Origin of the sequence: Stenotrophomonas sp. VV52, assembly GCF_002893095.1 — a bacterium.
Classification (GTDB): Bacteria; Pseudomonadota; Gammaproteobacteria; order Xanthomonadales; family Xanthomonadaceae; genus Stenotrophomonas; species Stenotrophomonas aracearum.
The window spans coordinates 145,319-166,854 of record NZ_KZ622864.1 but is presented as its reverse complement, the minus strand read 5'-3'; the positions used below and the strand labels follow the sequence as shown (position 1 = coordinate 166,854).

Below are 21,536 nucleotides of genomic sequence, written 5' to 3'. Positions count from 1 at the left end.
GCAGCCTATCAAAAGGCTGCGTCCCTCCGCGTCTACCTCTTAACAGCAACCATGCCCACCGTGGCGGGTACCGCTGTCGGCCGCCACCGGCGAACCGCTGGTCTCGCCGCGCAGGCTGGCCGCGTAATGCTCGCTGATCACCTTGGACACGCACGCGGTCACGCGCTTGCCCATCGGGATGTGCAGGAACTCGTTCGGGCCATGTGCGTTGGAATGCGGGCCCAGCACGCCGGTGATCATGAACTGCGCACCCGGGAACTTCTCGCCCAGCATGCCCATGAACGGGATCGAGCCGCCTTCGCCCATGTACATCGCCGGCTTGCCGAAGAAGGTCTGGCTGGCATCGTCGATGGCCTGGGTCAGCCACGGCGCCATCGCCGGCGCGTTCCAGCCCGACGAGGCCTTTTCCAGGTCCAGCTTCACTTCCGCGCCGTTCGGCGGGTCGCGCAGCAGCGCTTCCTTCAGCAGCTCACCGCAGGCCTTGCCGTCGGCGGTCGGCGGCAGGCGCAGCGACAGCTTCACGGCGGTATGCGGGCGCAGCACGTTGCCGGCCGAGGCCAGCGGCGGCATGCCGTCCACACCGGTCACCGACAGCGCCGGGCGCCAGGTGCGGTTGAGCACCAGCTCGGTCAGGTCTTCGTTCATCGGGCGCAGGCCGTCGACCATCGGGAACTTCTCGAAGATCTCGGTATCCACCACCTCGGCGGCGCGCTTGGCCTGGGCCTGGCGCTCTTCCGGAATCTCCACATGCATGCCGTCGATCAGGATGCGGCCGGTGTTTTCGTCCTCGATGCGCGACAGCAGCTGACGCAGCAGGCGGAAGCTGGACGGCACCACGCCGGAGGCGTCGCCGGAATGCACGCCTTCGTTGAGCACCTTCACCGAGAAGTTGCCGCCGGTCAGGCCACGCAGCGAGGTGGTGCACCACAGCTGGTCGTAGTTGGCGCAGCCCGAATCCAGGCACACCACCAGCGACGGCTTGCCGATGCGGTCGGCCAGATGGTCCACGTAGGCCGGCAGGTCGTAGCTGCCCGATTCCTCGCAGGCTTCGATCAGCACCACGCAGCGCGCGTGCGGCAGGTTCTGCGCCTGCAGTGCCAGCACGGCGGCCAGCGAGCCGAAGATGGCGTAACCGTCATCGGCGCCGCCACGTCCATACAGCTTGTCGCCGCGCAGCACCGGCAGCCACGGGCCCAGGTCGTCGTCCCAGCCGGTCATTTCCGGCTGCTTGTCCAGGTGCCCGTACAGCAGCACGGTGTCGTCGCCGGTTTCGGCGCCGGTGGCGGGAATTTCCAGAAGCAGCAGCGGCGTGCGGCCTTCCAGGCGCACCACCTCCACCTGCAGCCCCGGCAGGTTCTGGGCCTTGGCCCAGCTTTCCATCAGGGTGACGGCCTGCTCCATGTAGCCGTTTTCGACCCAATTGGCGTCGAACATCGGCGATTTGTTGGGAATGCGGATGTATTCGACCAATTGCGGGACGATCTCGCTGTCCCACTTGTCATTGACGAATTGGCCGAGCTTGGCGCTGTCCATCAGGTAACTCCGAGTGCATGTGGCTGATCCCGCCATTCTACGCCTGAGCGAGGGGTAGGGATTTCCCTACACCACGTCAGGTATTTAGCTGGCTGTGTGAAGGTGATGTCGACGATAGGCTGTGTGCATGTGGCGAGGGACACTGACTGCTCCGACGGGATGCCGGCAGCAGAGGGGTCCGAAGTCACAGGGAGCTACACGGTGGGGCCTTGGTTTTCGTGTAAGGCGCTGGTGCTGGGACTGATGTTGGCGGGAACCGCTTCGGCGGCCGACCGGATCGACATCAACACCGCCGATGCGACGTCGCTGCAGCAGGGATTGACGAACGTGGGGCCCAAAAAGGCCCAGGCGATCGTCGCGTACCGGCGACAACACGGACCTTTCGTCCGGGTCGAGGACCTGGCACGGGTGAAAGGGATAGGGACAGCAACGGTCGAACGGAATCGACGACGGATGACGGTGGGGGCCATGGCGGCGCCCACGGTGGCACCGCCCAGGAGGGCAGCGCCGACACCCGTTCCAAGGCGCTGACGTAACAGGATGGGTCGCGACCGGCACGACGCCGGTCACGGCAGCCAGGCAGGAGCCGGCAGCCACGACAGCCGCACGGAGGCGGCACGCACGGACGCAGCGCGGAAGGATTGGCGCGGATCCACCAGGACGGTGGCATCCAGACCCGGGAAGGGGAGGGATGGCGGAACAGAATTCGGCCGAGTGCAGGGAGCATGGCCGGCACCCACACTGCGCAGGATGCACAGGGGGAAGGCGGGATGCCGACAAGGACGTGACGATTGCCCGGTCCGCACAGGGATGTGTGACCGGGCAATTTCTTTTTGGCGCACACAATGTCGTGGGGCGCGGCATGATGCGTAGCGACACGCCATGCGTGTCCTCGACCCATTCGAAGGAAGGCAACATGCCCACACGCCGCACGCTGCTGAAGCACATCGCCGGTTCGCTGATCGCCGCCTTGGCACTTCCTGCCTGGGCCGCCACCGAACCCGCAGGCCCCACCGACCTCAAGCCGGGCCAGTTCCTCTGGCATCCGGAGATCTCCCCGGCCGGTCCGATCGTGCTGGTGGTCAGCCTCGATGAGCAGCGCGCCTACGTGTACCGCAACGGCATCGCCATCGGCCTGAGCACGATCAGTTCGGGCAAGCCCGGGCATGAAACGCCTACGGGCGTCTTCACCATCCTGCAGAAGGACAAGGACCACAAGTCCAACCTCTACAACAGCGCGCCCATGCCCTACATGCAGCGCCTGACCTGGGACGGGATCGCGCTGCACGGCGGCAACCTGCCCGGGCACCCGGCCTCGCACGGCTGCGTGCGGTTGCCGCAGGCGTTCGCGCAGAAGCTGTTCGGCGAAACCCAGCGCGGCGACACCGTGGTGGTGGCCGACGCCAAGAGCGCGCCGATGACGCTGGCCTACCCGGCGGTGCTGGCGCCGGTGAACAGCACCGGCAAGGCGCTGGTCGAAACCACCGACGCGCCGGACCACTATTGGAACGACAGCGCGGCGCCGTCCGGGCAGGTGGGCATCCTGGTCAGTCTGCACGACCAGCGGCTGTACGTGCTGCGCGATGGCGTGTTGATCGGCGAATCACGGCTGGAGGCCAAGGCGCTGCCGGCGTTCGAGGGCACTACCCTGTTCGTGATGCAGCAGGGCTATTCGGACGTCGCGAGCCCGCTGGATGCGACCCAGAAGCTCCACAAGTGGACCGCGTACCCGCTGCTGGGGCAGAGCGCGGGCAATGCCAGCCCCGACCTGCTGGCCACGCCCAGCCTGCCGATGGCGCTGCCGCCGTCGTTTGCCGCGCAGCTGTACAAGGAGTTGGTGCCGGGTACCACGCTGCTGGTGACCAGCCTGCCGGCGGTACGGCCGGTGGCAGATGAACAGAACCTGCAGCCGGTATTGGAATCCGATGCGGCTGGAGCCACCTTGTAGGGATGGCTTATCGGATTCCGCTTTCGCTGCTGGGTGTGTTGACGCTCGCAATTCCGCATGCGACCGCTGGTAGCGCCGGCCGTTGGCCGGCCCAGGCGGTGTCGGGAGCCGGCCAGCGGCCGGCACTACCGGCAGACCAGATGGCCGAGATGATGGCGCGTGCGGCGCCCAATGCCGACCGCAAGGTGCTGAAGCTGGCGGCGCAGGCGATGACCTGTGCGCTGCGGCGGCCGGAGCTGGGGATCGACCCGGGCCGCCTGAGCGTGATCGATTACTCACGCCCGTCCACCGAGCAGCGTCTGTGGGTGTTCGACCTTGCGCGGCAGAAGCTGCTGTTCGAGGAGTGGGTCGCGCATGGCCGCAACAGCGGCAGCAATGCCACCGAGCGCTTCTCCAACCGCGACGGCAGTTTCATGTCCAGCATTGGCGCGTTCACCGCCAAGGAAACCTACATGGGCGGCAATGGCTATTCGCTGCGGCTGGACGGCCTGGAGCCGGGTTTCAATGACAACGCCCGCAGCCGCGCCATCGTGATGCACGGCGCACCTTACGTGAATCCGACCATCGCCCGGCTGCAGGGCCGGCTCGGCCGCAGCCTGGGCTGCCCGGCGGTGCGCCTGACCGTAGCGCGGCCGCTGATCGACAGCCTGCAGGGCGGGGCGATGGTATTCGCCTACTACCCGGACAAGGACTGGCTGGCGCGTTCGAAGCTGCTCAGCCCCGACTGCGGCTGAGGCTGAGGCACAATGGCGGCATGTCGACCGCCCCTGACCTCAGCGCTGCCACGCGCGTCATTCCGAGTTTCGAGTACCGTCGCGAGCGCTGGCGTAATGGCCTGGGCTGGACGCGCGAGATCCTGCGCGTGCCCGACAGCGACGACTGGCAGGTGCGGTTGTCGATCGCCGAGATCGAACAGGATGCGGCGTTTTCATCGTTCCCCGGCATCGAGCGCGAGTTGGTGCTGCTGCGTGGCGAAGGCCTGCGGCTTCGGTTCGCCGACGGCGCCGTGCACACATTGCTGCCGCCGCATGATCGGCTGCGTTTTGCCGGCGAGGCACAGGTCAGTGGCGAGCTGGTGGATGGGCTTACCCATGACTTCAACCTGATGTGGCGGCGCGACCAGGTCGACGCCGAGCTGCTGCACCGGCCGCTGGTGGGGACCATGTTTTTCTTCACCGAGCCCGGCACGGCGTGGGCGATCCATCTGCTAGCCGGGCAGGCGAGGTTCGAAGGCGAGCCGGATCTGCCGGCGTTGGAGCAGGGCGATACGGCGTGGTTGGCGGCGGGGGCGCGCAAGCGCTACGCGCTGAACGGCGGCGGTGAAATCCTGGCGATCCGTTTGAAAAGCGCTTAATACACGTCCCGGCGATAGCGGCCTGCCACGATCAATGTTTCCTTTCCGTCGCGGCCCAATGCCTGTTCGATCACCGCATCCACCGCCGGGGCCATGCCCTGCAGGCTGCCGCAGACCAGGATCGTGGCGCCGTCGCGGACCCACTGGCGCAACGTGTCCAGTTCGGCCAGCAGGCGGTCCTGCACGTAGCGGTGCGTGCCGCCGTCGCGGCTGAAGACGGTGTCCAGCTTCGCGATCATGCCGTCGCGCTGCCAGCGCTGGATATCCTCGCCGAAATGGAAATCGTGCGCGGCAGTGCGCTCGCCGAACAGCAGCCAGTTGCGGCTGGCACCCAGGTCCACGCGTGCGCGCAGGTGCGCGCGCAGGCCAGCGATGCCGGTGCCGTTGCCGATCAGGATCAACGGAACGTCCTCCGACGGCGCATGGAAATTCGGGTTGCTGCGGAAGCGCAGGTCGATGCGCCCGCCGAGCTGCGCGTAGTCGCACAGCCACCCGCTGCCCAGTCCGGGCGTGCCGTCCGGTCGTAACAGCCGGCGCAGCAACAGCAGCACCTGGCCTTCAGCCGGCGTGCTGGCGATGGAGTACTCGCGGTGCGGCAGCGGTTTGAGCGCGGCTACCAGCGCGGCGTCATCGGCGGGAACCGAGTCCGGCAGCACCGGCAGGTGCGAGTGTGCCAGCCAGTCGTGCAGCGACCGGCCTTCGACCATCGCGGCTCCGTCCCGCGCATGTCGGGCCAGCCATGCATCGACCTCGGCCGCGCCGTGCTGCGGCCCGATCTCGACCACGTCGCCGGCCTGCCACGGCGGCAGCACGCCATCGGCGGGCACCAGCGCGACCTGCCAGGTGGCCGCGCCCGGGCTGCCCGCGTTGACCTGCGCGCGCGCGCGCAGCTGCCAGTGCTGGTACTGCGCCGGCGCCCAGTCCGGCAGGTCGGTGGCGTTGCCGCCGAGCTGGCCGAGCAGTTGCTGCCAGTGGCGCAGCGCGGCCGGGTCGGCGTTGTCCACTACGACGGTATCGAACAGCGGGTGCGCACCGTGTTGGCGCAGCCAGGCGTCGAGCTGGTGGCCGAATGCGCAGAAGTGGCCGTAGCTGCGGTCGCCCAGCGCCAATACCCCATATTGCAGGTGTGGCAGTGCCAGCGCCTGCGGCATCACCCGCCGCAGGAACGGCAGTGCATGATCGGGCGCATCGCCCTCGCCGGTAGTGCTGGCGATCAGCAGCACGCGCGTAGACTGCTGCAGCAGTGGCGCATCGACCTGATGCAGGCCGCGCACCCGCACGGACATGCCGGATGCACGCAACACCTCGGCGCTGCGTTCGCACAGCTGCTGGGCAAAGCCTGTCTGACTGGCCCAGACCAGCAGCAGCGGTGCCTGCCCATTGTCGGCAACCGCGTCATCACGCGTGCGGCCGCGCCACCACAGCAGGGCGCACAGCGCGGCATAGGCGGCGATGCTGCCGGCTGCCCAGCGCCAATGCGAGGCCAGCGGCGCGGCGCGCCACCAGTCCTCCTGAAGGTGCAGGCGCAGCAGCAGCCACGCCAGCAGCGCGAGCGCGATCATTACGGCGGCATTGCCCAGCACCGCGCGCGATGGGCTGCGCTTCATGCGGCCTCGTCCTGTTCGGCGAGCAGGTGCGCGAACGATTCGCTCAGGTGTTCTTCAACACCGTGCGCGGTTCGGGTGATGAAGCGCGCCGCCAGCCCATGTGCGTTGGCGAACGCAAGGCCTTCGTCGGCGCCCATTACGGTCAGGGCGGTTGCCCATCCGTCGGCCTGCATGGCCTCACGTGCCACTACCGTGACCGCAGCGGAGGCACGGCTGACCGGTGCGCCGACGCGCGGGTCCAGGGTGTGGCTGTACTGCGCGCCATCCGCGCTGAATTGATGCCAGCGGTCGCCGGAGGTGGCTACGGCAAGGTCATCGAGCGCGAGTACGCGTGGAGGATGGGTCAGTTGCGCCTCTTCCTCGGGACCGGCTTCGACCAGCACGCGCCACGGTTGGCCGTCCGGCTTGCGGCCGTAGCCGTGCAGTTCGCCGCCTACCTCTACCAGCGCGGCGGCGATGCCCTGTGCACGCAACCAGCGGCTGACCAGATCCACTGCGAAACCTTTGGCGATGGCTGAGAGATCCAGGTCCAGCCCGCCCGGTTGCAGCAATGCGTCCTCATCCATGTGCAGGCGTTGCCAGCCACAGCGGGCGCGGGTTGCGGCGAGAAGGTCGGCATCGGGCACGCGCTGGGCATGCGCTTGGGCACCGAAGCCCCATAGCGCGACCAGCGGGCCGACGGTGGGATCGAACGCGCCGTTGCTGCGTTCTGCGATGTCGAGTGCGCAGCGCATGACGTCAGCGAAGAGATCCGGCAGCGGCACGGTGGTACCGGCCGCTGCGCGGTTGAAACGCGAAATGTCGCTTGCCGCTTCCCACGTGCTCATCTGTGCCACCACGGTGTCCAGCTGCGCCTGGATGCCCGCGTGCAGCGGGTGCAGGTCGCGGTTGGGCGAGGTGGTCAGTTTTACCTGCCAGGTGGTGCCCATGGTGTGACCACCGAGGCTGGCGATGTCGTGGGTAGGAGCGGTCATTGAACGAGTTGGGGGTTGCGAGGGTGAAGCAGCCGGGCAGAGCCCGGCTCTACTGCGGGAGGACTTCGAGCGTCGCGACGTAATTCAAACGGCGGCTCTTGGCCTGCTTCAGCGTGGTCTTCTTGTCCTCGCTGCTGGTTTCCAGCCAGTACATGCCGGCTTCCGGCCAAGTGACGGTGATCTCGCCGTTCTTGTCGCTGGTGACCTTGATCTCGTCCTGGGCGTTGCGATAACGCGTACCGCCGCGCGTGATCTCGAATTCCAGGCCGGCGCGCGGCTTGCCGTCGACCAGCACGCGGAACTTTGCTTCCTCACCGGAGAAGAGGTCGTTGGGGTGGCCCAGCGCGACCAGCTCGATGCCGACCTTGGTCGGCGCCAGCGCGGTTGCGTTCGGGGTGCCGTTGGTGACGAAGGTTTCAATGCGGTTGACCGACTGGCTGACCTGCAGCTTCTTCGCCTTCTTCGGCACCTCAGTGGCAAAGGTCGCCACGGTGCCGCGCCAGCGCTTGGGCTTGCCGTCTTCTTCCCAGCTGGCCGACAGGCCGTTGTTGACCGAGGCCAGGCGGTAGGTGCCCTGCTGGGTCAGTTCGACGTCGAACACGCTGCGGAACTTGCCGGTGGAGGCGTTCTGCGGCTGCACGGTGGTGCCGTCCGGCGCGGTGATGACCAGGCTTTCCAGGCGCAGCGGCACGTGGTTGAAGTAGAACAGGTCGTTGGAGACCGCCGCATCGACGGTAATCCACGGGTGCTCACCGGCGATGACGGTCTGCGACGGCTGCAGCCATGCCTTGTGGGCGAGGGCGGAGAACGGAAGGGCGGCGGCCAGGGCGGCGGCTAGGACGAGCGAGCGCTTCATCAACAACTCCATGATGGGTAAAGGGCGCCCTCCCACGGGGAAGGGCGGCGGGAAGATCAGGGCTTGGCCGACAGCGTGACCAGGCCCAGCTCGGTGCTGCCCTGGGCTTTGCCGGTCTGCGGCGCGGTTGCCGGCCAAGTGAAGGGGACTTTGAGCAGTTCGCGGCCGCCGACTTCGCGCACCGCTTCCACCACCAGGGTGTAGTTGCCCGGTGCGAGCGACTTCAGGGCGGGCTGCTTGTCGGTGAACGACAGCGCATGGGTGCCGGCCGGCTTGGTCGGGCCGGTCACGCCGTCCACCGGCACCTTGAGTTCGCGACCGCTCTTGCGCCACCACTGGCGCAGGTCGGGCAGCCACTTGGTGCCATGGCCTTCGCTGTTGCCGGTCTGCTGGTACCAGACTGCCAGGTTGGCGGCGACCTTCTGGTCGGCGCCTTCCAGCCACACCGCCACGTAGGGGCGGTGGTACTCGGCCACGTTGAGCTTGGGCACCTCGACGTTGATGTCCAGGGTGGTGGCGTAGGCCGGCGAGGTGGCCAGCAGGCCGCTCAGGGCGATGGTGAGGGTGACGCGCATGGTGCGGCTCCGGAAGGGTGGGGACAGGCGGATCAGTGGATCAGGATCAGGGCGATCAGCAGCGGCACCATCAGGCCGAGCCCGACCAGCGGCCAGGTCATGCGCCGCTGGCGGGCATGCAGGTGCAGCAGGAACAGGCCGGTGATGCAGAACACCAGGCAGGCCACCGCGAAGATGTCGAGGAACCAGCCCCAGGCCGGCCCTGCGTTGCGACCCTTGTGCAGGTCGTTGAAGTAGGACACCCAGCCACGCGAAGTGGCCTCGTATTCCACCGCACCGCTTTCACGGTCGATGCTCAGCCAGGCGTCGCCGCCGGGGCTGGGCATGGAGAGGTAGATTTCCTCCGGCGACCACTCGGCCGGGCGGCGGCCGACGGAAATGCCCAGTTCGCGATCCAGCCAGCGCGCGGCGGGGCGGGGCACCGGGGCGTTGCCATCGGTGCGGTCGCCGAGCTGGCCGAGCAGGTCGGCCGGCAGCTCCATCTGGCGGTTCACCACCTGTGGCGTAGCCTCGATTTTGGCTGCGTGATTCAGGGTGATACCCGTGGCCGCGAACAGCAGCATGCCGATCAGGCACACCGCTGAGCTGATCCAATGCCATTGGTGCAGGGTGCGGAGCCAGAAGCCCCGGCTCTGCTGTTGCTGCACGGCGGTGGAAGGAGCGCTGGTGGCCACGGGCACGGAAAGGGGGGCGAATGGCGAATTACACCATTAATGAGAATGGTTCGCAATTGTTGCCGGTCCGCCCCCTCCGCGCGTCAGAACTTCGCGTTCAACGAAATCCAGTAACTCCGACGCTGGTCCTTGGTGGCGTAATCGTCCACGCAGTTGAACTCGCTGTCGCTGATCAACACGCAGGACTGCGAAACGAAGTCCTTGTCGAACAGGTTGTTGACCCGCGCGTTGACGGTCAGCCACTGGTTGATGTCCCAGCTGCCGCCCAAGTGGAAGATCGTGTAATCCTCGTAATTGCGCACCTGCGAATTGCTGACGCCACCGACGGTGGTCACCAGCGTGTCGCGGTAACGGTCATACCGCCCTTCGCCGATCAGCGACAGGCTCACCGCGTCGCTGACCTGCCAGTTCAGGCTGGCATTGGCCATGTGCTTGGCCGGCGTGGTGGTGCCACCGACCGGCTTGCCCTTGTCCACGCCGCTGGTCTGCTCGGACTTCGTATAGGTGTAGTTGCCGCGCAGCTGCAGCGAATCGAGCAGGTCCACATGCGCCGCCGCTTCCACGCCCCGCGTTTCAGCGGTGTCGATGTTCACGCTCTGGCTGAAGGTGCTGTAGCCGAGCGCTGCCCAGCCCGGGCCCACGTCCACGCAATAGCCGCTGCCTGCCGGGGCCACTTCGCAGTTCGGGAAGGTGCCGCCGCTGGCGATCTTGTCGTCGAACTTGTTGAGGAAGCCGGTCACGTTGAAGCCCCAGCGCTCGCCTTCGTAGTAGCTGGCGATCTCGTAATTGGTGCTGGTTTCCGGCTGCAGGTTGGGCGACCCCACCAGCGGCAGCACGCCCTGCCCGCCGAAGCCGGTTACGCCGGGGAACAGCTGGTCCGGGCGCGGGGTCTTGTAGCCGGTGCTGACGCCGCCCTTGAAGGTCCACGCATCGCTGGCATTCCACACCAGGTAGGCGCGCGGACTGACATGGCTGCCGAAGATGTTGTGGTCGTCGTAGCGCACGCCCAGGGTGGCGGTCAGCACGTCGGTCAACGCCCAGTTGTCCTCGGCGAACACCGACCACATGCGGTGCTTCTGCTTCACGTTGTCGCGATAGCCGGCGCCGTCCATGCCGAACACGCCGTCGATCATGCCGGTATCGGTGTACTGGCCGCCCAGGGTCAGCTTGTGCGCGTCGAAACTCATGTCCAGCATGGTGTCCAGCACGTAGCCTTCCAGCTCCATGGTGCGCATCGGGCGTGGCAGGAACGCTTCCAGCCGCGCCATCTCGGCCGGGTTCAGCGCGGTCAGCGCGTTGCTGCGGCCGGCCGCGCAGTTGTTGGCCGCGCCGGTGCGACGGCACACGTCGTTCCACAGGGTCTGCAGGTCGGCGCGTTCGTCCAGGGTCAGCGGCAGCGAGCGGCCCAGGTTGTTGCTTTTGGTCTGGGTCAGCGTGGTCTGCCAGGTGCCGAACGCGTAACGGCCCTGGTGGCTCAGTGCCAGCTGGTCGCGCTCGTAGCGCTGGTAGGCGGTGTAGCCCACGCGCGGCTGCACCACGCGGCGGGTGATCGTGCCGGTGCCGTTTGGATTCGGAATGGTGGCATTGCCGACGCGCCACAGGCTGGCCAGGCTGTCCAGGGTGCCGGTCTGGCCTTCGCTGTTGTCGTACTTCTGGCGCGAGACGTCGTAGTCCAGCGACAGGTCGTGGTCGTCGTTGATCGACCAGCTCAGGCGCAGGCCGGTGTTCCAGTTGGTGTTGGCCACCGCCTTGCCGCCACCGCCGAAGCCGATGCTGCGCTCCCACAGGGTGCCGTCGGGCAGGGTCAGCGCCTCCCATTCCGGGTTGGACGCCTTGGCGTCGTAGTAGCTGCCGCGCACGGCCATGTCCAGTCGTTCCTTGACCAGCGGGCCGGTCAGGTACACGTCGGTGGTGCGCGCGTCGCCGAACTGGTCGTCCTGCTGCACGGTGAAGCCCTGGGTGACCGAGCCGTGCCAGCTGTCCTGGTTGCGCCGGGTGATGATGTTGATCACCCCGCCCATGGCGTCGGAGCCGTACAGCGTGGACATCGGGCCGCGCACCACTTCGATGCGTTCGATGGAATCCAGTGGCGGCAGGTAGGCGAACTGGCCGCCGCCGAAGTTGTTCGGGTACAGCTGGCCGACATTGCTCTGGCGGCGGCCGTCGATCAGCACCAGGGTGTATTCGGACGGCATGCCGCGCATGGAGATGGTGGCGCGGCCGTTCTTGTCGGTGGTTTCCATGCCCACGTCGATGCCTTCCACGTCGCGCAGCGCGTCGACCAGGCTGGTGTACGGGCGCTTGCTCAGTTCTTCGCGGCTGACCACGCTGATGCTGGCCGGGGCGTCGGTGATCTTCTGTTCGAAGCCCGAGGCGGTGACCACCACCTGGTCCAGGGTCTTGGGGTCGCCGGCGGCATCGCCACTGGCGAAGGCGGGTGCGCTGAGCGCGCCCAGCAGGGCGACGCTGAGGGTGCAGCGGGACAGGGACGTGCGACGACGATGGCGCTGGGCCATGGGGTGTACCTCGAAAAGAGTGCGAACGCGGGAACACCGCGGCCGGCGGCCGCAGCGGAAGGTGGGAATCAGCAGAAGGCCCGGGGTGCGGGCAGTGCGGCACGGTCGGCCGCGGGCGTGCGCACGCAACGGCGCGCGACCGCCGGGATCAGCCCTGCGGCGGGGCCTGCCCGCGCTGCACGCGCAGGCCGGGAGCCGCAGGCAGCGGCGTGGTCGGGGCGGAATCGATCGACGGTGCGCGCTGCGGTGGCAGCTCGGCCAGGGTGGCCATCAGCGCGTCGAGCGATTCGGTGAGCGGGGTAGAAGGCAGGCGCGGCGGCAGTGCCGCCGGTGTTGCAGCGGACATGCGGCGCGGCTTGGCCGGTGTCTCTTCCTGCAGGCGGGTGTCACCGGGGCTGCGTTCTTCGGCCGGCAGCTGCAGCACCAGCGCGGCGGTGCCGGGCAGGTGCGGTTCAAGCAGGGGCAGGGCGCCGAACAGCATCGAGAGCAGGGCGAGCCAGCCCAGCACCGTGGCCAACGCCGGGCGCTGCCCGCGCACGGCGGGGGCAAAGCTGCGGTGGTGGTGCGGATGGCGCAAGACGGAGTCCCTGTCGAAAGCACCGGGGTTCCGGCGCGGCGGGAATTGTAGGTAGCGTTTGTCACAAACGCAAATAGGAATGGTTTACATCAGCCACGCAGGGCGTGGCTGATCGCGGTGCTCAGGTCTCGCTCCAGCGCCGCAGCAGGTTGTGATACACACCCGTCAACTGCAGCACCGCGCCCGGATCAGCCCCGGTGACCCGCAGCTTCTCGATCGCCCCATCCATTTCCAGCAGCATCCGCCGCGCGCCGTCATCCCGCACCATGCTCTGCACCCAGAAGAACGAGGCGACCCGCGCACCGCGGGTCACCGGGTTCACCTTGTGCAGGCTGCTGGACGGGTACAGCACCAGGTCGCCCGCCGGCAGCTTTACGTCATGCTCGCCGTAGGTGTCGCTGATGACCAGTTCGCCGCCGTCGTACTCCTCCGGCGCGTTGAGGAACAGCGTGCACGAGACGTCCGAGCGCAGGTGACTGCGCTGGCCGTCCGTACCGGTGATCATCACCGCGCCATCGACATGGAACCCGTACTCGCCGCCGCCCTGGTAGCGGTTGAAGCGGGGCGGCAGGATGCGCAGCGGCAGTGCAGCGGCGAAGAACAGCGGGTGCCGTTCCAGCGCCGCCAGCACCATCCGCCCCAGTTCGGCCTTCAGCGGCGACGCGTCGGGCAGCTGCTGGTTGCGTTTGACCTGCGCGCCCTGCACGCCCACCGTCTCGCGGCCATCGGCCCAGTCCGCCGCCGCCAGTGCGCGCTGCAGGTGGGCCAGTTCGTCGGCAGTGAGGACATCGGGGACGTGCAGCAGCATGGCAGGGTCCTGGCGGGGATCAGAAGCGGAAGTCGGCGCTGAACAGCACGCTGCGCGGCACGCCCGGGGTGTAACGGTAGCCGCTCTTGTTGATCGCGGCCACATACTGCTTGTCGAACAGGTTGTACGCGTTCAAACGCAGCACCAGGTGGTCGTTGATCGCATACGAGGCCACCGCGTCATACACCGTGTAGGACTTGGTGAAGGCCGGCGTACCCACCGCACCATCGGTGCCGCGGTGCATCTGGCCCGCGTAGCGCACGCCACCGCCCAGGGTCAGCCCGAACGGGAAGGTGTAGCTGGTCCAGCTGGTGAAGGTCGCACCCGGCGTGTAGGTCAGGTTGCGGGTGCCGTCAGCGGCCACGTTGGCGCCTTCCTCCACTTCGGTATCCAGGTGGCTGTAGCCGGCCGACACCGACCAGTTGTCGGTGATGCGGCCCACCGTGGAGACTTCGATGCCCTGCACCGACTTCTTGCCGGTCTGGGTCGGGTTGCCGGCGTCGTCAAGCACCTGGGTGTTGATCTCGTTGCTGACCTCGGTCTTGAACAGGGCCACGTTGAACGCAAGCGCGTCATCCAGGAATGCCCACTTGGTGCCCACTTCCAGGGTCTTGGCCTTCTGCGGGTCCAGGCTGGGGTTGTCGGCGCTGCTGGCCGAGCTGCTCAGCTGGAAGTTGCTGCCACCCGGGGGCTGCTGCGACAGCGCGTAATTGCCGTACAGGCTGACGATGTCGCCGACCTTGTACACCGCGCCCAGCTTCCAGTTGAGCAGGGTGTCGCTGTGCTCCAGCGACGGGTTGGCGATGACCGTGCCGACCGGATTGGCGCCGCAGGCCGGGCCACGGCCGCCGCACACCGCCGCACTCTGGTATTCGGTCTTGTAGTGGTCCGCGCGCAGGCCGGCCGTGACCAGGAAGCTCTCGGTGAAGTGCAGGGTGTCGAACAGGTACACCGACGAGGTGGTGGTCTTGCCGCGGGTGTCGGCGCCGTTGTGCGCCCAGGTCAGGCCGGTGGCATTCCAGTCCGGGTTGTACAGGTTGGCGGCCGACCAGGTGGTGCCGTTGGTGGCGGCCTGGCCGAAGGTCTTGAGCTCTTCGCGGGTGAATTCCAGCCCGGTGCTCAGGTTGTGCGCGATGGCACCGGTGTTGAAGTCCGCGCGCAGGTTGAGCTGGTCGGTGAGGATGGTGTTCTGCTGGACCTTGAAGGTCGGCAGGCTGCGCGCGATCGTGTAGGTGTCCAGGTTGTTGCGGTCGGTGTAGCGGATGTTGCCGGTCGGGGCGCCATTGGCACCGCGCGTGCCGGTGCCCATGAACGCGGTCAGCAGGTAGTCCTGGTCGGTACGGCCCCAGCGCGCGGTGTTGGTCAGCTGCAGGCCGTCGTTGAAGTCGTGTTCGATCCGGAACGTGGCCATCTTCGCGGTGACATCGTCATGGTCGGCGCGGGTGCCGTAGAAGTTTTCCGGGTTCACGGGGTGGCCGGCCAGCTGTTCCAGGGTCGGCTGCGGGGTCCAGCCCGGCAGGCCCAGCGTCGGCACGCCGCCGTCGGGCACGTTCTGCTGGTCCACGTACAGCAGGTTGAGGATGTAGCGGGTGTTGCTGTCCAAGCCGAACACCAGCGACGGCGCGATGCCCCAGCGCGAATTGTTGACGTGGTCGCGGCCCGGCTGGTCGCTGTCCTGCCACATGGCGTTGAGGCGCAGCGCGCTGCTGGCGCCCAGGGCCTGGTTCCAGTCGGCGGTACCGCGACGCTGGCTGTCGCTGCCCGCGGAGAGGGTGCCGCTGACCGCGTCATGCAGGTTGGCCTGCTTGCTCACCATGTTGATCGAGCCGGTCGGGGCCGAGCGGCCGTTGTCGGTGCCGGCCGGACCCTTGGACACTTCCACCTGCTCGGTGTTGAACACATCGCGCGAGATCGACCCGACATCGCGCACACCGTCCACGAAGATGCTGCTGGAGGTGTCGAAGCCGCGCATGAAGATGCTGTCGCCGGTGTTGGTGTTGCCGTTCTCGCCGACATAGAACGTGCCCACGCCCGGGCTGTTGCGCAGTGCATCGGTCAGGGTGGTCGCGCCCTGCTGGGTGAACAGGTCGCGGGTGATGACCTGGATGGTCTGCGGGGTGTCCTGCAGCGGCTGGGTGAACTTGGGCGAGGCGACCTTGTCGGCCTTGAAGCCGCGCGTGGCCAGCACGTGCACCTGGTCCAGCGTCTGCGCCGTGGTGTCGTTGGACTGGGCCTGCGCAGCCACGGGCAGCACGGCCAGGCTGAGGCTGGTCACCAGGCTGGCGGTGGCCAGGCTGGCGGCGCTGCGGGCGGGGGAGGAGTGCTTGCGGCTCTTGATCATGGTGGTTGAAGACCTGGAAACGGATGAAGGGAAGCCGCGTACACGCACGGGGGGATGCGCGCACGCAGGAGCATGGACGGTCGATCGGATACGGAAAGAGGTCGTGCGGACAGCAGTCAGCGGCGCGCGCGGCAGCAGGCCCGCGCGGCGGGTCGATCAGGCGCGGACGGGAGGCGCCTGGGACGGGTGCGAGCGCAGCGGGCGCGCCGGCAGGGAGAACGGTGGCGGAACAGCAGGCGTCGCGGTGTGGCCTGCACCGGACAGCAGGCGCAGTGTCCAGACCGGCGCGCCGGTTTTGCCGGGTCGACCGGTTTCCGCTTCCTTTTCGCCGGCCACGCAGGCATGCACGGCGGCGTTGAGTCGGCCGGGCATGGGGGCGCCGGATTGACTGTGGTCTTCGCCTGATGCGGCGCGGACCCCGGGCCCTGCCGATCCGGCCGCCGCATCCAGGCCCGGCCAGCCGATGAAGGCGGCAAGCAGGCAGAACATCGCCGCTGCAGTCAGCAGCAGCGGGGTCCAGCGGGCGGGGGCGGCGTCTCGGGCGGAAGCCATGAGGCGGGGATCGGTCAGGCCGGGGCGGCGAAGAACGCTAAATTAACAGAAACAATAATGATTCGCATCCGCGATCATGTCGTCATCATCCCCGTTCTGGCACTGAACAGGGGTGGATATCGAAAACTGTGGACTCAGTCGCGGTCGTCGCGGGTCCAGACCGCGTCGTGCTCCCGCTTCACCGGGAACTTCGGCACCGGGCTGTAGGCCGGTGCGCACAGGGCACGGCCGTCACGCACGTCGAAGCGGGCGCTGTGCAGCACGCACTCGATGCTGCCTTCGGTGGTGTCGAAGGTGCCCGAGGACAGCTCGAACTCTTCATGCGTGCACTGGTCTTCCAGCGCGTACAACTCGCCGTCCAGGTTGAACACCACGATCGGCGTGCCGGTAACCTCGTCGAAGGTGCTCTTCATCTCGCCCGGCAGCAGTTCGGCGGTGGCGCAGACGAAGGTCCAGGTCTCGCTCATGCGTGGGCCGCCAGCGGCTTTTCCAGCACTTCGAAACGCAGGTCGTCGCGCTTGGGAATGCCAAAGCGTTCGTCGCCGTAGGGGAATGGCTTCTTGATCCCGGTGCGCTGGTAGCCGCGGCGTTCGTAGAAGGCGATCAGCTCGTCGCGGATGTCGATGACCGTCATCTGCATCACCGGCACCGACCATTCGCGCGCCGCATGCGCTTCGGCCGCGTCCATCACCTGCTTGCCGATGCCGCCGCCCTGCTGGGCTGGGTCCACCGAGAACATGCCGAAGTAGCCCTTGCCCTGGTCGTCCGCCACGTGGGCGCAGGCCAGCAGCTGGCCGTCGCGTTCGGCCAGCAGCACGGTACTGCGCGGGCGCTCTATATCCGCCTGCAGGCCGGTGGCGTCGATGCGCGCGCCGTCCAGCATGTCCGCTTCGGTGGTCCAGCCGGCGCGGCTGGCGTCGCCGCGGTAGGCCGAGGTGACCAGGGTGATCAGGGCGGGAATGTCGGCCAGCGTGGCCGCACGGAAGGTCAGGGTGCTCATGCCGACATTCTAGTGGCGGCTGCCAGTGGCGGGTAGTTCGGCGGGGCGGGCTCAGCGGATGAAGAACTCGACCGGGAATGACAGTTCCACCGGCGCCGGCCGGTCGTCCGGGACGGCCGGCAGCGGTTCGGCGCGGCGGAAGGTATCCAGCGCGGCCTGGTCCAGCATCGCGTACCCGGAGCTCTTCTCCACCGACAGCGCCAGCAGGTGTCCGTCGCGGGACAGGCTGACCCGTACCTGCACCACGCCTTCGTGGCGGCGCGCGCGTGCGGCATGCGGGTAGCGGCGGAAGCGCTCCAGTTGGGCCATGACCCGGCCTTCCCAGCTGTCGCGACCGGGCGTGGCTTCGCTCGGGCCGGGCGGCAACGGCGGGCTGGGCGGGGAGGCGGCAACGGAGGCCTGTTGCTGCAGCGGCGCAGGCGCGTCGGTTCTGGGCTGCGGCGGAGTAGGCGGCGGGATGACCCAGTTGGCGGCGTCTCGCGGCGGCGTTTTCGGAAGATCGCGCGGCGGCTCGGGCTTCTGGTGCTGTACGGCGGCGGCCATGCTTGGCGTGGGCGCGATGATGTCTTCCAGCGGCACCTGGGGCGCGCGCGGAGGCAGCAGGAGGAGCTGGGTGCGGTCGGCGAGTGGAGGCACGAGCGGGCGCGTGCTGCTGGTGTGGGTCCAGAGCAGGAGTGCCAGGGCGGCTGCGTGGGCGAGTGCCGTGATGGTCGCAGCGAGTGCTTGGGCGTGGCGCTCGAAAAACGGGACTGCTGCGACCGACGACATTCGAGATCATTAATGAGAAGAGTTCTCATTATTGCACGAGCCATTCCCGGCATGGAACGTTGAAGCATCGGGAGGGCCGGCCAGCGGCCGGCGCTACCGGTGGTCGGTCGATTCGGTGGTGCGGTCGATTACCGGTAGCGCACGACCGTTGGTCGTGCGGCCCCGGCTCAGCCGAGCAGCTTGCGCACCTTGTTCAATGCGGCGATGAAGCGCTCGATCTCGGCGTGGGTGTTGTAGAACGCCAGCGACGCGCGGCAGGTGGCGGCTACGCCGTAGTACTGCAGCAGCGGGTGCGCGCAGTGCTGGCCGGAGCGGATCGCGACGCCTTCCAGGTCGAGCAGGGTGGCCAGGTCGTGGGCATGGGCGCCTTCGATCAGGAAGGAGACGACCGCCGCCTTGTCCGGGGTGGTGCCGAACATGCGCAGGCCTTCGATCTTGCCGAGTTCTTCGGTGAAGTGCGCAAGCAGTTCGCCTTCGCGCGCTTCCACGTGGTCCAGCCCCAGCGATTCCAGATAGTCCACCGCCACACCGAGACCAATGAAACCGGCAATGTTCGGGGTGCCGGCTTCGAACTTGTGCGGGGCGTCGCTGAAGACCGTGCCTTCGAAGCTGACTTCCTTGATCATCTCGCCGCCGCCGAGGAACGGCGGCATGGCATCCAGGTGCTCGCGTCGGGCCCACAGCGCGCCGGTACCGGTCGGGCCGCACATCTTGTGGCCGGTGATGGCGTAGAAGTCGCAGCCGATGGCGGGGATGTCGACCTTGCGGTGCGGCACGGCCTGCGAGCCGTCGACCACGGTGATGATGCCGCGCTTGCGCGCTTCACGGCAGATCTCGCGGACCGGGTTCACCGTGCCCAGCACGTTGGAGACGTGGGCCACGGCGAGCAGCTTGACCTCAGGCGTCATCGCCTTGCGCAGCGCGTCCAGGTCGAGCGCGCCTTCCGGGGTGATCTCGGCCACGCGGATCGTGGCGCCGGTGCGCTGGGCGACCAGCTGCCACGGCACGATGTTGGCGTGGTGCTCCATGCGCGAGACCAGGATCACGTCGCCGGCCTTCAGGCGCGGCAGCGCCCACGAGTAGGCCACCAGGTTGATCGCGAAGGTGGTGCCGCTGCACAGCACCAGCTCGCTGGCGCGCACGTTGAGGAAGCGCGCCAGCTTGGTGCGCGCGCCTTCGTAGGCGTCGGTGGCTTCGGTGCCCAGCGCATGCACCGCGCGGCTCACGTTGGCGTTGTAGCGCCGGTAATACTCGTCCACCGCGCCGATCACCTGCACCGGCTTCTGCCCGGTGTTGGCGTTGTCGAAGTACACCAGCGGCTTGCCGTGCACTTCCCGCATCAGCAGCGGGAAGTCCAGGCGCACGCGGTCCCAGTCGGGGGCGACCGCAGTGTCGGTCGCCGGGCGCGGGGTGGAGAGGTTCATGCCACCCCTGCCTTGGCCAGTGCGATGTCCAGCTGGCGGCGCAGCTGTTCGGTCAGCCGTGCGTCGAGCATGTTCAGCGGTTCATGGCAGAACGCGGCGCTGAGCAGCTGCTGGGCCTGTTCGGCCGGGAGGCCGCGCGAGCGCAGGTAGAACAACGCGTTGGCGTCGAGCTGGCCGACGGTGGCGCCGTGCGCGGCCTTTACTTCATCCGCGTCGATCACCAGCGTGGGCTGGGTGTCGATCTCGGCGTCGGCCGAGAGCAGCAGGTTCTTGTTGGAGAGGTTGGCGTCGGTGCCATCGGCGCCGGCCCGGATGTGGATGCCGCCGTGGAAGACCACGCGGCTGCGGTTGGCGGCGACGCCGCGCCAGACCATTTCCGAGGCGGTGTCGCGCGCGATGTGCTCGATACCCAGGCGGGTGTCCACATGGCGGCGGCCATTGCCGAGCAGTACGCCATTGGCGGTGAGCTGGGCGTTGTCGCCTTCCAGGCGCACGTTGAGCTCGTGGCGGCTGAGTGCGGCGCCCAGCTCCAGGTCCACGCGGCGGTACTGCGCGTCGCGGGCCAGCACGGCGTCGGTGCGCAGCAGGGTGATGGCGCGGGCACTGTCGGCCTGCACGCGGGCATGCGAGAGCACCGCGTCCTTGGCCAGGTGCACGTGCACCAGGGTGTTGCCGAAGTGCGCGGCATCGCCCAGGTCCAGGTGGTGTTCGACCACGCCGAGGGCGGCGCCGGCGCGCAGCTCGATCAGGTGGCGATGGTGCCAGGCCAGGTCGGCGGCACCGGCGGCGCTGATGAAGACCAGCTGCAGCGGTGCTTCCACCTGTACGCCGTCATCCACGCGCACCAGCACGCCTTCGTCGGCCAGCGCGGCGTTGAGCCGGGCGAAGATTTCTTCGCTGCGCTCGAAGCGGCGGCCAAGGAAGCGCAGGGCGTCGTCACCGGCGTGCAGCGCGGTAGACAGGGTCTGGACCTGCACGCCGTCGGGCAGTGTGGTGAGGTCGCTGTGCGCTTCGGACGTGCGGCCGTTGACGAACACCAGCCGCGGCGACGGGATGTCGGCCAGCAGGGCAGGGTCGATCTCCGGCGCGGCCAGCGGCGCCGGCTGGAAGCTGCGCCGTTCCAGCTGGCGCAGCGAGGTGTACTTCCAGGCCTCGCTGCGCGGGCCAGGCAGGCCGGCCTGCAGGGCCGCGTCGAGCTCGGCGCGGCGTGCGTCGCTGCCGCAGAAACCGGCGGCAAGGGAATCCAGCAGGGCGCTCATCAGACCGCTGCCTCCGGCACCACGCGGTCCTTCAAGAAGTGGTAGCCGTGCGCTTCCAGTTCCAGGGCCAGCTCGGGGCCGCCGCTCTGCACGATCTTGCCGTCGGCCAGCACGTGCACCACGTCCGGCTTGATGTAGTCGAGCAGGCGCTGGTAATGGGTGATGACCAGGAACGAGCGGTCCGGCGAGCGCAGCGCGTTGACGCCGTCGGCCACGCTCTTCAGCGCGTCGATGTCCAGGCCGCTGTCGGTCTCGTCCAGGATCGCCAGCTTCGGCTCGAGCACGGCCAGCTGGAAGATCTCGTTGCGCTTCTTCTCACCACCGGAGAAGCCTTCGTTGACGCCACGGTGCAGCAGTTCGTCCTTCAGGTGCAGCACGGCCAGCTTCTGGCGCACCAGCTTGAGGAACTGCATCGAGTCCAGTTCTTCCTCGCCGCGCGCCTTGCGCTGGGCGTTGAGCGCGGCGCGTAGGAAGTAGGTGTTGTTCACGCCGGGGATCTCCACCGGGTACTGGAAGGCCAGGAACAGGCCGGCGGCGGCGCGTTCTTCCGGGGCCAGCTCGAGCAGGTCGCGGCCTTCGAACTGGATGCTGCCTTCGCTGACGTCATAGCCGTCGCGGCCGGCCAGCACGTTGCCCAGGGTGGACTTGCCGGCGCCGTTGGGGCCCATGATGGCGTGCACCTGGCCGGGCTTCACGTCCAGCGAGAGGCCCTTGAGGATTTCTTTTTCGCCGATGCGGGCGTGCAGGTTGTCGATCTTCAGCATGATACG

At 67.9% G+C, this 21,536-nt stretch carries 20 protein-coding genes and 1 pseudogene; 4 read left to right on the top strand and 17 right to left on the bottom strand.

Annotated features, from left to right (window positions below):
- Positions 1-39: 39 nt before the first annotated feature.
- A complete protein-coding gene (locus tag C2U58_RS00720; RefSeq protein ID WP_102944129.1) occupies positions 40-1,533 on the bottom strand; it encodes a M20 family metallopeptidase in 1,494 nt (497 codons plus the stop codon).
- 127 nt (positions 1,534-1,660) lie between these two features.
- Here C2U58_RS00720 and C2U58_RS00715 point away from each other — a divergent pair.
- The 4 genes and pseudogenes from C2U58_RS00715 (at position 1,661) to C2U58_RS00700 (ending at position 4,835) form a co-directional block, all read left to right on the top strand.
- A pseudogene (locus tag C2U58_RS00715) lies at positions 1,661-2,064 on the top strand (ComEA family DNA-binding protein).
- A gap of 385 nt (positions 2,065-2,449) precedes the next feature.
- On the top strand, positions 2,450-3,481 hold the full coding sequence (locus C2U58_RS00710; RefSeq protein WP_102944262.1) for a L,D-transpeptidase: 1,032 nt from the start codon (positions 2,450-2,452) through the stop codon (positions 3,479-3,481).
- 140 nt (positions 3,482-3,621) lie between these two features.
- Entirely contained in the window at positions 3,622-4,215 is a 594-nt protein-coding gene (locus tag C2U58_RS00705; RefSeq protein WP_253256611.1) for a murein L,D-transpeptidase catalytic domain family protein, read from the top strand.
- A 20-nt stretch (positions 4,216-4,235) separates the two neighbouring features.
- Positions 4,236-4,835 carry a HutD family protein gene (locus C2U58_RS00700; protein WP_102944127.1) on the top strand — a complete coding sequence of 200 codons (600 nt, stop codon included), beginning with the start codon at positions 4,236-4,238 and terminating at the stop codon, positions 4,833-4,835.
- Here the strand turns inward: C2U58_RS00700 and C2U58_RS00695 are convergent.
- From C2U58_RS00695 to sufC, 16 genes are all read right to left on the bottom strand, one after another.
- Positions 4,832-6,442, bottom strand: a complete 1,611-nt coding sequence (locus C2U58_RS00695; protein WP_102944126.1) for a sulfite reductase subunit alpha — start codon at positions 6,440-6,442, stop codon at positions 4,832-4,834. The two genes, C2U58_RS00700 and C2U58_RS00695, sit on opposite strands and share 4 nt — an antisense overlap.
- A complete protein-coding gene (locus tag C2U58_RS00690; protein WP_102944125.1) occupies positions 6,439-7,416 on the bottom strand; it encodes an FAD:protein FMN transferase in 978 nt (325 codons plus the stop codon). Before C2U58_RS00690 ends, C2U58_RS00695 begins: the two co-directional genes overlap by 4 nt.
- A gap of 49 nt (positions 7,417-7,465) precedes the next feature.
- Entirely contained in the window at positions 7,466-8,272 is an 807-nt protein-coding gene (locus C2U58_RS00685; RefSeq protein WP_102944261.1) for a DUF4198 domain-containing protein, read from the bottom strand.
- Between the two features lie 56 nt (positions 8,273-8,328).
- Entirely contained in the window at positions 8,329-8,847 is a 519-nt protein-coding gene (locus C2U58_RS00680; RefSeq protein WP_102944124.1) for a DUF2271 domain-containing protein, read from the bottom strand.
- A 32-nt stretch (positions 8,848-8,879) separates the two neighbouring features.
- Positions 8,880-9,521: a PepSY-associated TM helix domain-containing protein gene (locus C2U58_RS00675; protein ID WP_253256603.1), complete on the bottom strand. Its 642-nt coding sequence runs from the start codon at positions 9,519-9,521 to the stop codon at positions 8,880-8,882.
- Between the two features lie 83 nt (positions 9,522-9,604).
- Positions 9,605-12,037, bottom strand: coding sequence for a TonB-dependent receptor (locus C2U58_RS00670; RefSeq protein WP_102944123.1), 2,433 nt, complete (start codon positions 12,035-12,037; stop codon positions 9,605-9,607).
- Positions 12,038-12,185: 148 nt separating this feature from the next.
- A complete protein-coding gene (locus C2U58_RS00665; protein WP_253256601.1) occupies positions 12,186-12,614 on the bottom strand; it encodes a hypothetical protein in 429 nt (142 codons plus the stop codon).
- 121 nt (positions 12,615-12,735) lie between these two features.
- Positions 12,736-13,422: a Fe2+-dependent dioxygenase gene (locus C2U58_RS00660; protein WP_102944122.1), complete on the bottom strand. Its 687-nt coding sequence runs from the start codon at positions 13,420-13,422 to the stop codon at positions 12,736-12,738.
- Positions 13,423-13,441: 19 nt separating this feature from the next.
- Positions 13,442-15,763 (bottom strand): catecholate siderophore receptor Fiu, encoded by a 2,322-nt coding sequence (locus C2U58_RS00655; protein ID WP_102944121.1) that lies wholly within the window; start codon positions 15,761-15,763, stop codon positions 13,442-13,444.
- Positions 15,764-15,919: 156 nt separating this feature from the next.
- On the bottom strand, positions 15,920-16,315 hold the full coding sequence (locus C2U58_RS00650) for a hypothetical protein (RefSeq protein ID WP_102944120.1): 396 nt from the start codon (positions 16,313-16,315) through the stop codon (positions 15,920-15,922).
- 134 nt (positions 16,316-16,449) lie between these two features.
- Complete coding sequence (locus C2U58_RS00645) at positions 16,450-16,782, bottom strand: non-heme iron oxygenase ferredoxin subunit (protein WP_102944119.1); 333 nt, start codon at positions 16,780-16,782, stop codon at positions 16,450-16,452.
- A complete protein-coding gene (locus C2U58_RS00640; RefSeq protein WP_102944118.1) occupies positions 16,779-17,315 on the bottom strand; it encodes a GNAT family N-acetyltransferase in 537 nt (178 codons plus the stop codon). Before C2U58_RS00640 ends, C2U58_RS00645 begins: the two co-directional genes overlap by 4 nt.
- A gap of 51 nt (positions 17,316-17,366) precedes the next feature.
- Positions 17,367-18,083, bottom strand: a complete 717-nt coding sequence (locus tag C2U58_RS00635) for an energy transducer TonB (protein ID WP_102944117.1) — start codon at positions 18,081-18,083, stop codon at positions 17,367-17,369.
- Between the two features lie 167 nt (positions 18,084-18,250).
- Positions 18,251-19,507, bottom strand: coding sequence for a cysteine desulfurase (locus tag C2U58_RS00630; protein ID WP_102944116.1), 1,257 nt, complete (start codon positions 19,505-19,507; stop codon positions 18,251-18,253).
- On the bottom strand, positions 19,504-20,766 hold the full coding sequence (gene sufD / locus C2U58_RS00625; RefSeq protein WP_102944115.1) for a Fe-S cluster assembly protein SufD: 1,263 nt from the start codon (positions 20,764-20,766) through the stop codon (positions 19,504-19,506). The genes C2U58_RS00630 and sufD overlap by 4 nt, the downstream gene beginning before the upstream one ends.
- Entirely contained in the window at positions 20,766-21,530 is a 765-nt protein-coding gene (gene sufC, locus C2U58_RS00620) for a Fe-S cluster assembly ATPase SufC (protein ID WP_070206642.1), read from the bottom strand. Before sufC ends, sufD begins: the two co-directional genes overlap by 1 nt.
- Positions 21,531-21,536: the final 6 nt, after the last annotated feature.

Excerpts from the sequence above, each read along its gene's own strand:
- C2U58_RS00720 (WP_102944129.1), bottom strand. The coding sequence starts at position 1,533 with ATGGACAGCGCCAAGCTCGGCCAATTCGTCAATGACAAGTGGGACAGC.
- C2U58_RS00710 (WP_102944262.1), top strand. The coding sequence starts at position 2,450 with ATGCCCACACGCCGCACGCTGCTGAAGCACATCGCCGGTTCGCTGATC.
- C2U58_RS00705 (WP_253256611.1), top strand. The coding sequence starts at position 3,622 with ATGGCCGAGATGATGGCGCGTGCGGCGCCCAATGCCGACCGCAAGGTG.
- C2U58_RS00700 (WP_102944127.1), top strand. The coding sequence starts at position 4,236 with ATGTCGACCGCCCCTGACCTCAGCGCTGCCACGCGCGTCATTCCGAGT.
- C2U58_RS00695 (WP_102944126.1), bottom strand. The coding sequence starts at position 6,442 with ATGAAGCGCAGCCCATCGCGCGCGGTGCTGGGCAATGCCGCCGTAATG.
- C2U58_RS00690 (WP_102944125.1), bottom strand. The coding sequence starts at position 7,416 with ATGACCGCTCCTACCCACGACATCGCCAGCCTCGGTGGTCACACCATG.
- C2U58_RS00685 (WP_102944261.1), bottom strand. The coding sequence starts at position 8,272 with ATGAAGCGCTCGCTCGTCCTAGCCGCCGCCCTGGCCGCCGCCCTTCCG.
- C2U58_RS00680 (WP_102944124.1), bottom strand. The coding sequence starts at position 8,847 with ATGCGCGTCACCCTCACCATCGCCCTGAGCGGCCTGCTGGCCACCTCG.
- C2U58_RS00670 (WP_102944123.1), bottom strand. The coding sequence starts at position 12,037 with ATGGCCCAGCGCCATCGTCGTCGCACGTCCCTGTCCCGCTGCACCCTC.
- C2U58_RS00660 (WP_102944122.1), bottom strand. The coding sequence starts at position 13,422 with ATGCTGCTGCACGTCCCCGATGTCCTCACTGCCGACGAACTGGCCCAC.
- C2U58_RS00655 (WP_102944121.1), bottom strand. The coding sequence starts at position 15,763 with ATGATCAAGAGCCGCAAGCACTCCTCCCCCGCCCGCAGCGCCGCCAGC.
- C2U58_RS00650 (WP_102944120.1), bottom strand. The coding sequence starts at position 16,315 with ATGGCTTCCGCCCGAGACGCCGCCCCCGCCCGCTGGACCCCGCTGCTG.
- C2U58_RS00645 (WP_102944119.1), bottom strand. The coding sequence starts at position 16,782 with ATGAGCGAGACCTGGACCTTCGTCTGCGCCACCGCCGAACTGCTGCCG.
- C2U58_RS00640 (WP_102944118.1), bottom strand. The coding sequence starts at position 17,315 with ATGAGCACCCTGACCTTCCGTGCGGCCACGCTGGCCGACATTCCCGCC.
- C2U58_RS00635 (WP_102944117.1), bottom strand. The coding sequence starts at position 18,083 with ATGTCGTCGGTCGCAGCAGTCCCGTTTTTCGAGCGCCACGCCCAAGCA.
- C2U58_RS00630 (WP_102944116.1), bottom strand. The coding sequence starts at position 19,507 with ATGAACCTCTCCACCCCGCGCCCGGCGACCGACACTGCGGTCGCCCCC.
- sufD (WP_102944115.1), bottom strand. The coding sequence starts at position 20,766 with ATGAGCGCCCTGCTGGATTCCCTTGCCGCCGGTTTCTGCGGCAGCGAC.
- sufC (WP_070206642.1), bottom strand. The coding sequence starts at position 21,530 with ATGCTGAAGATCGACAACCTGCACGCCCGCATCGGCGAAAAAGAAATC.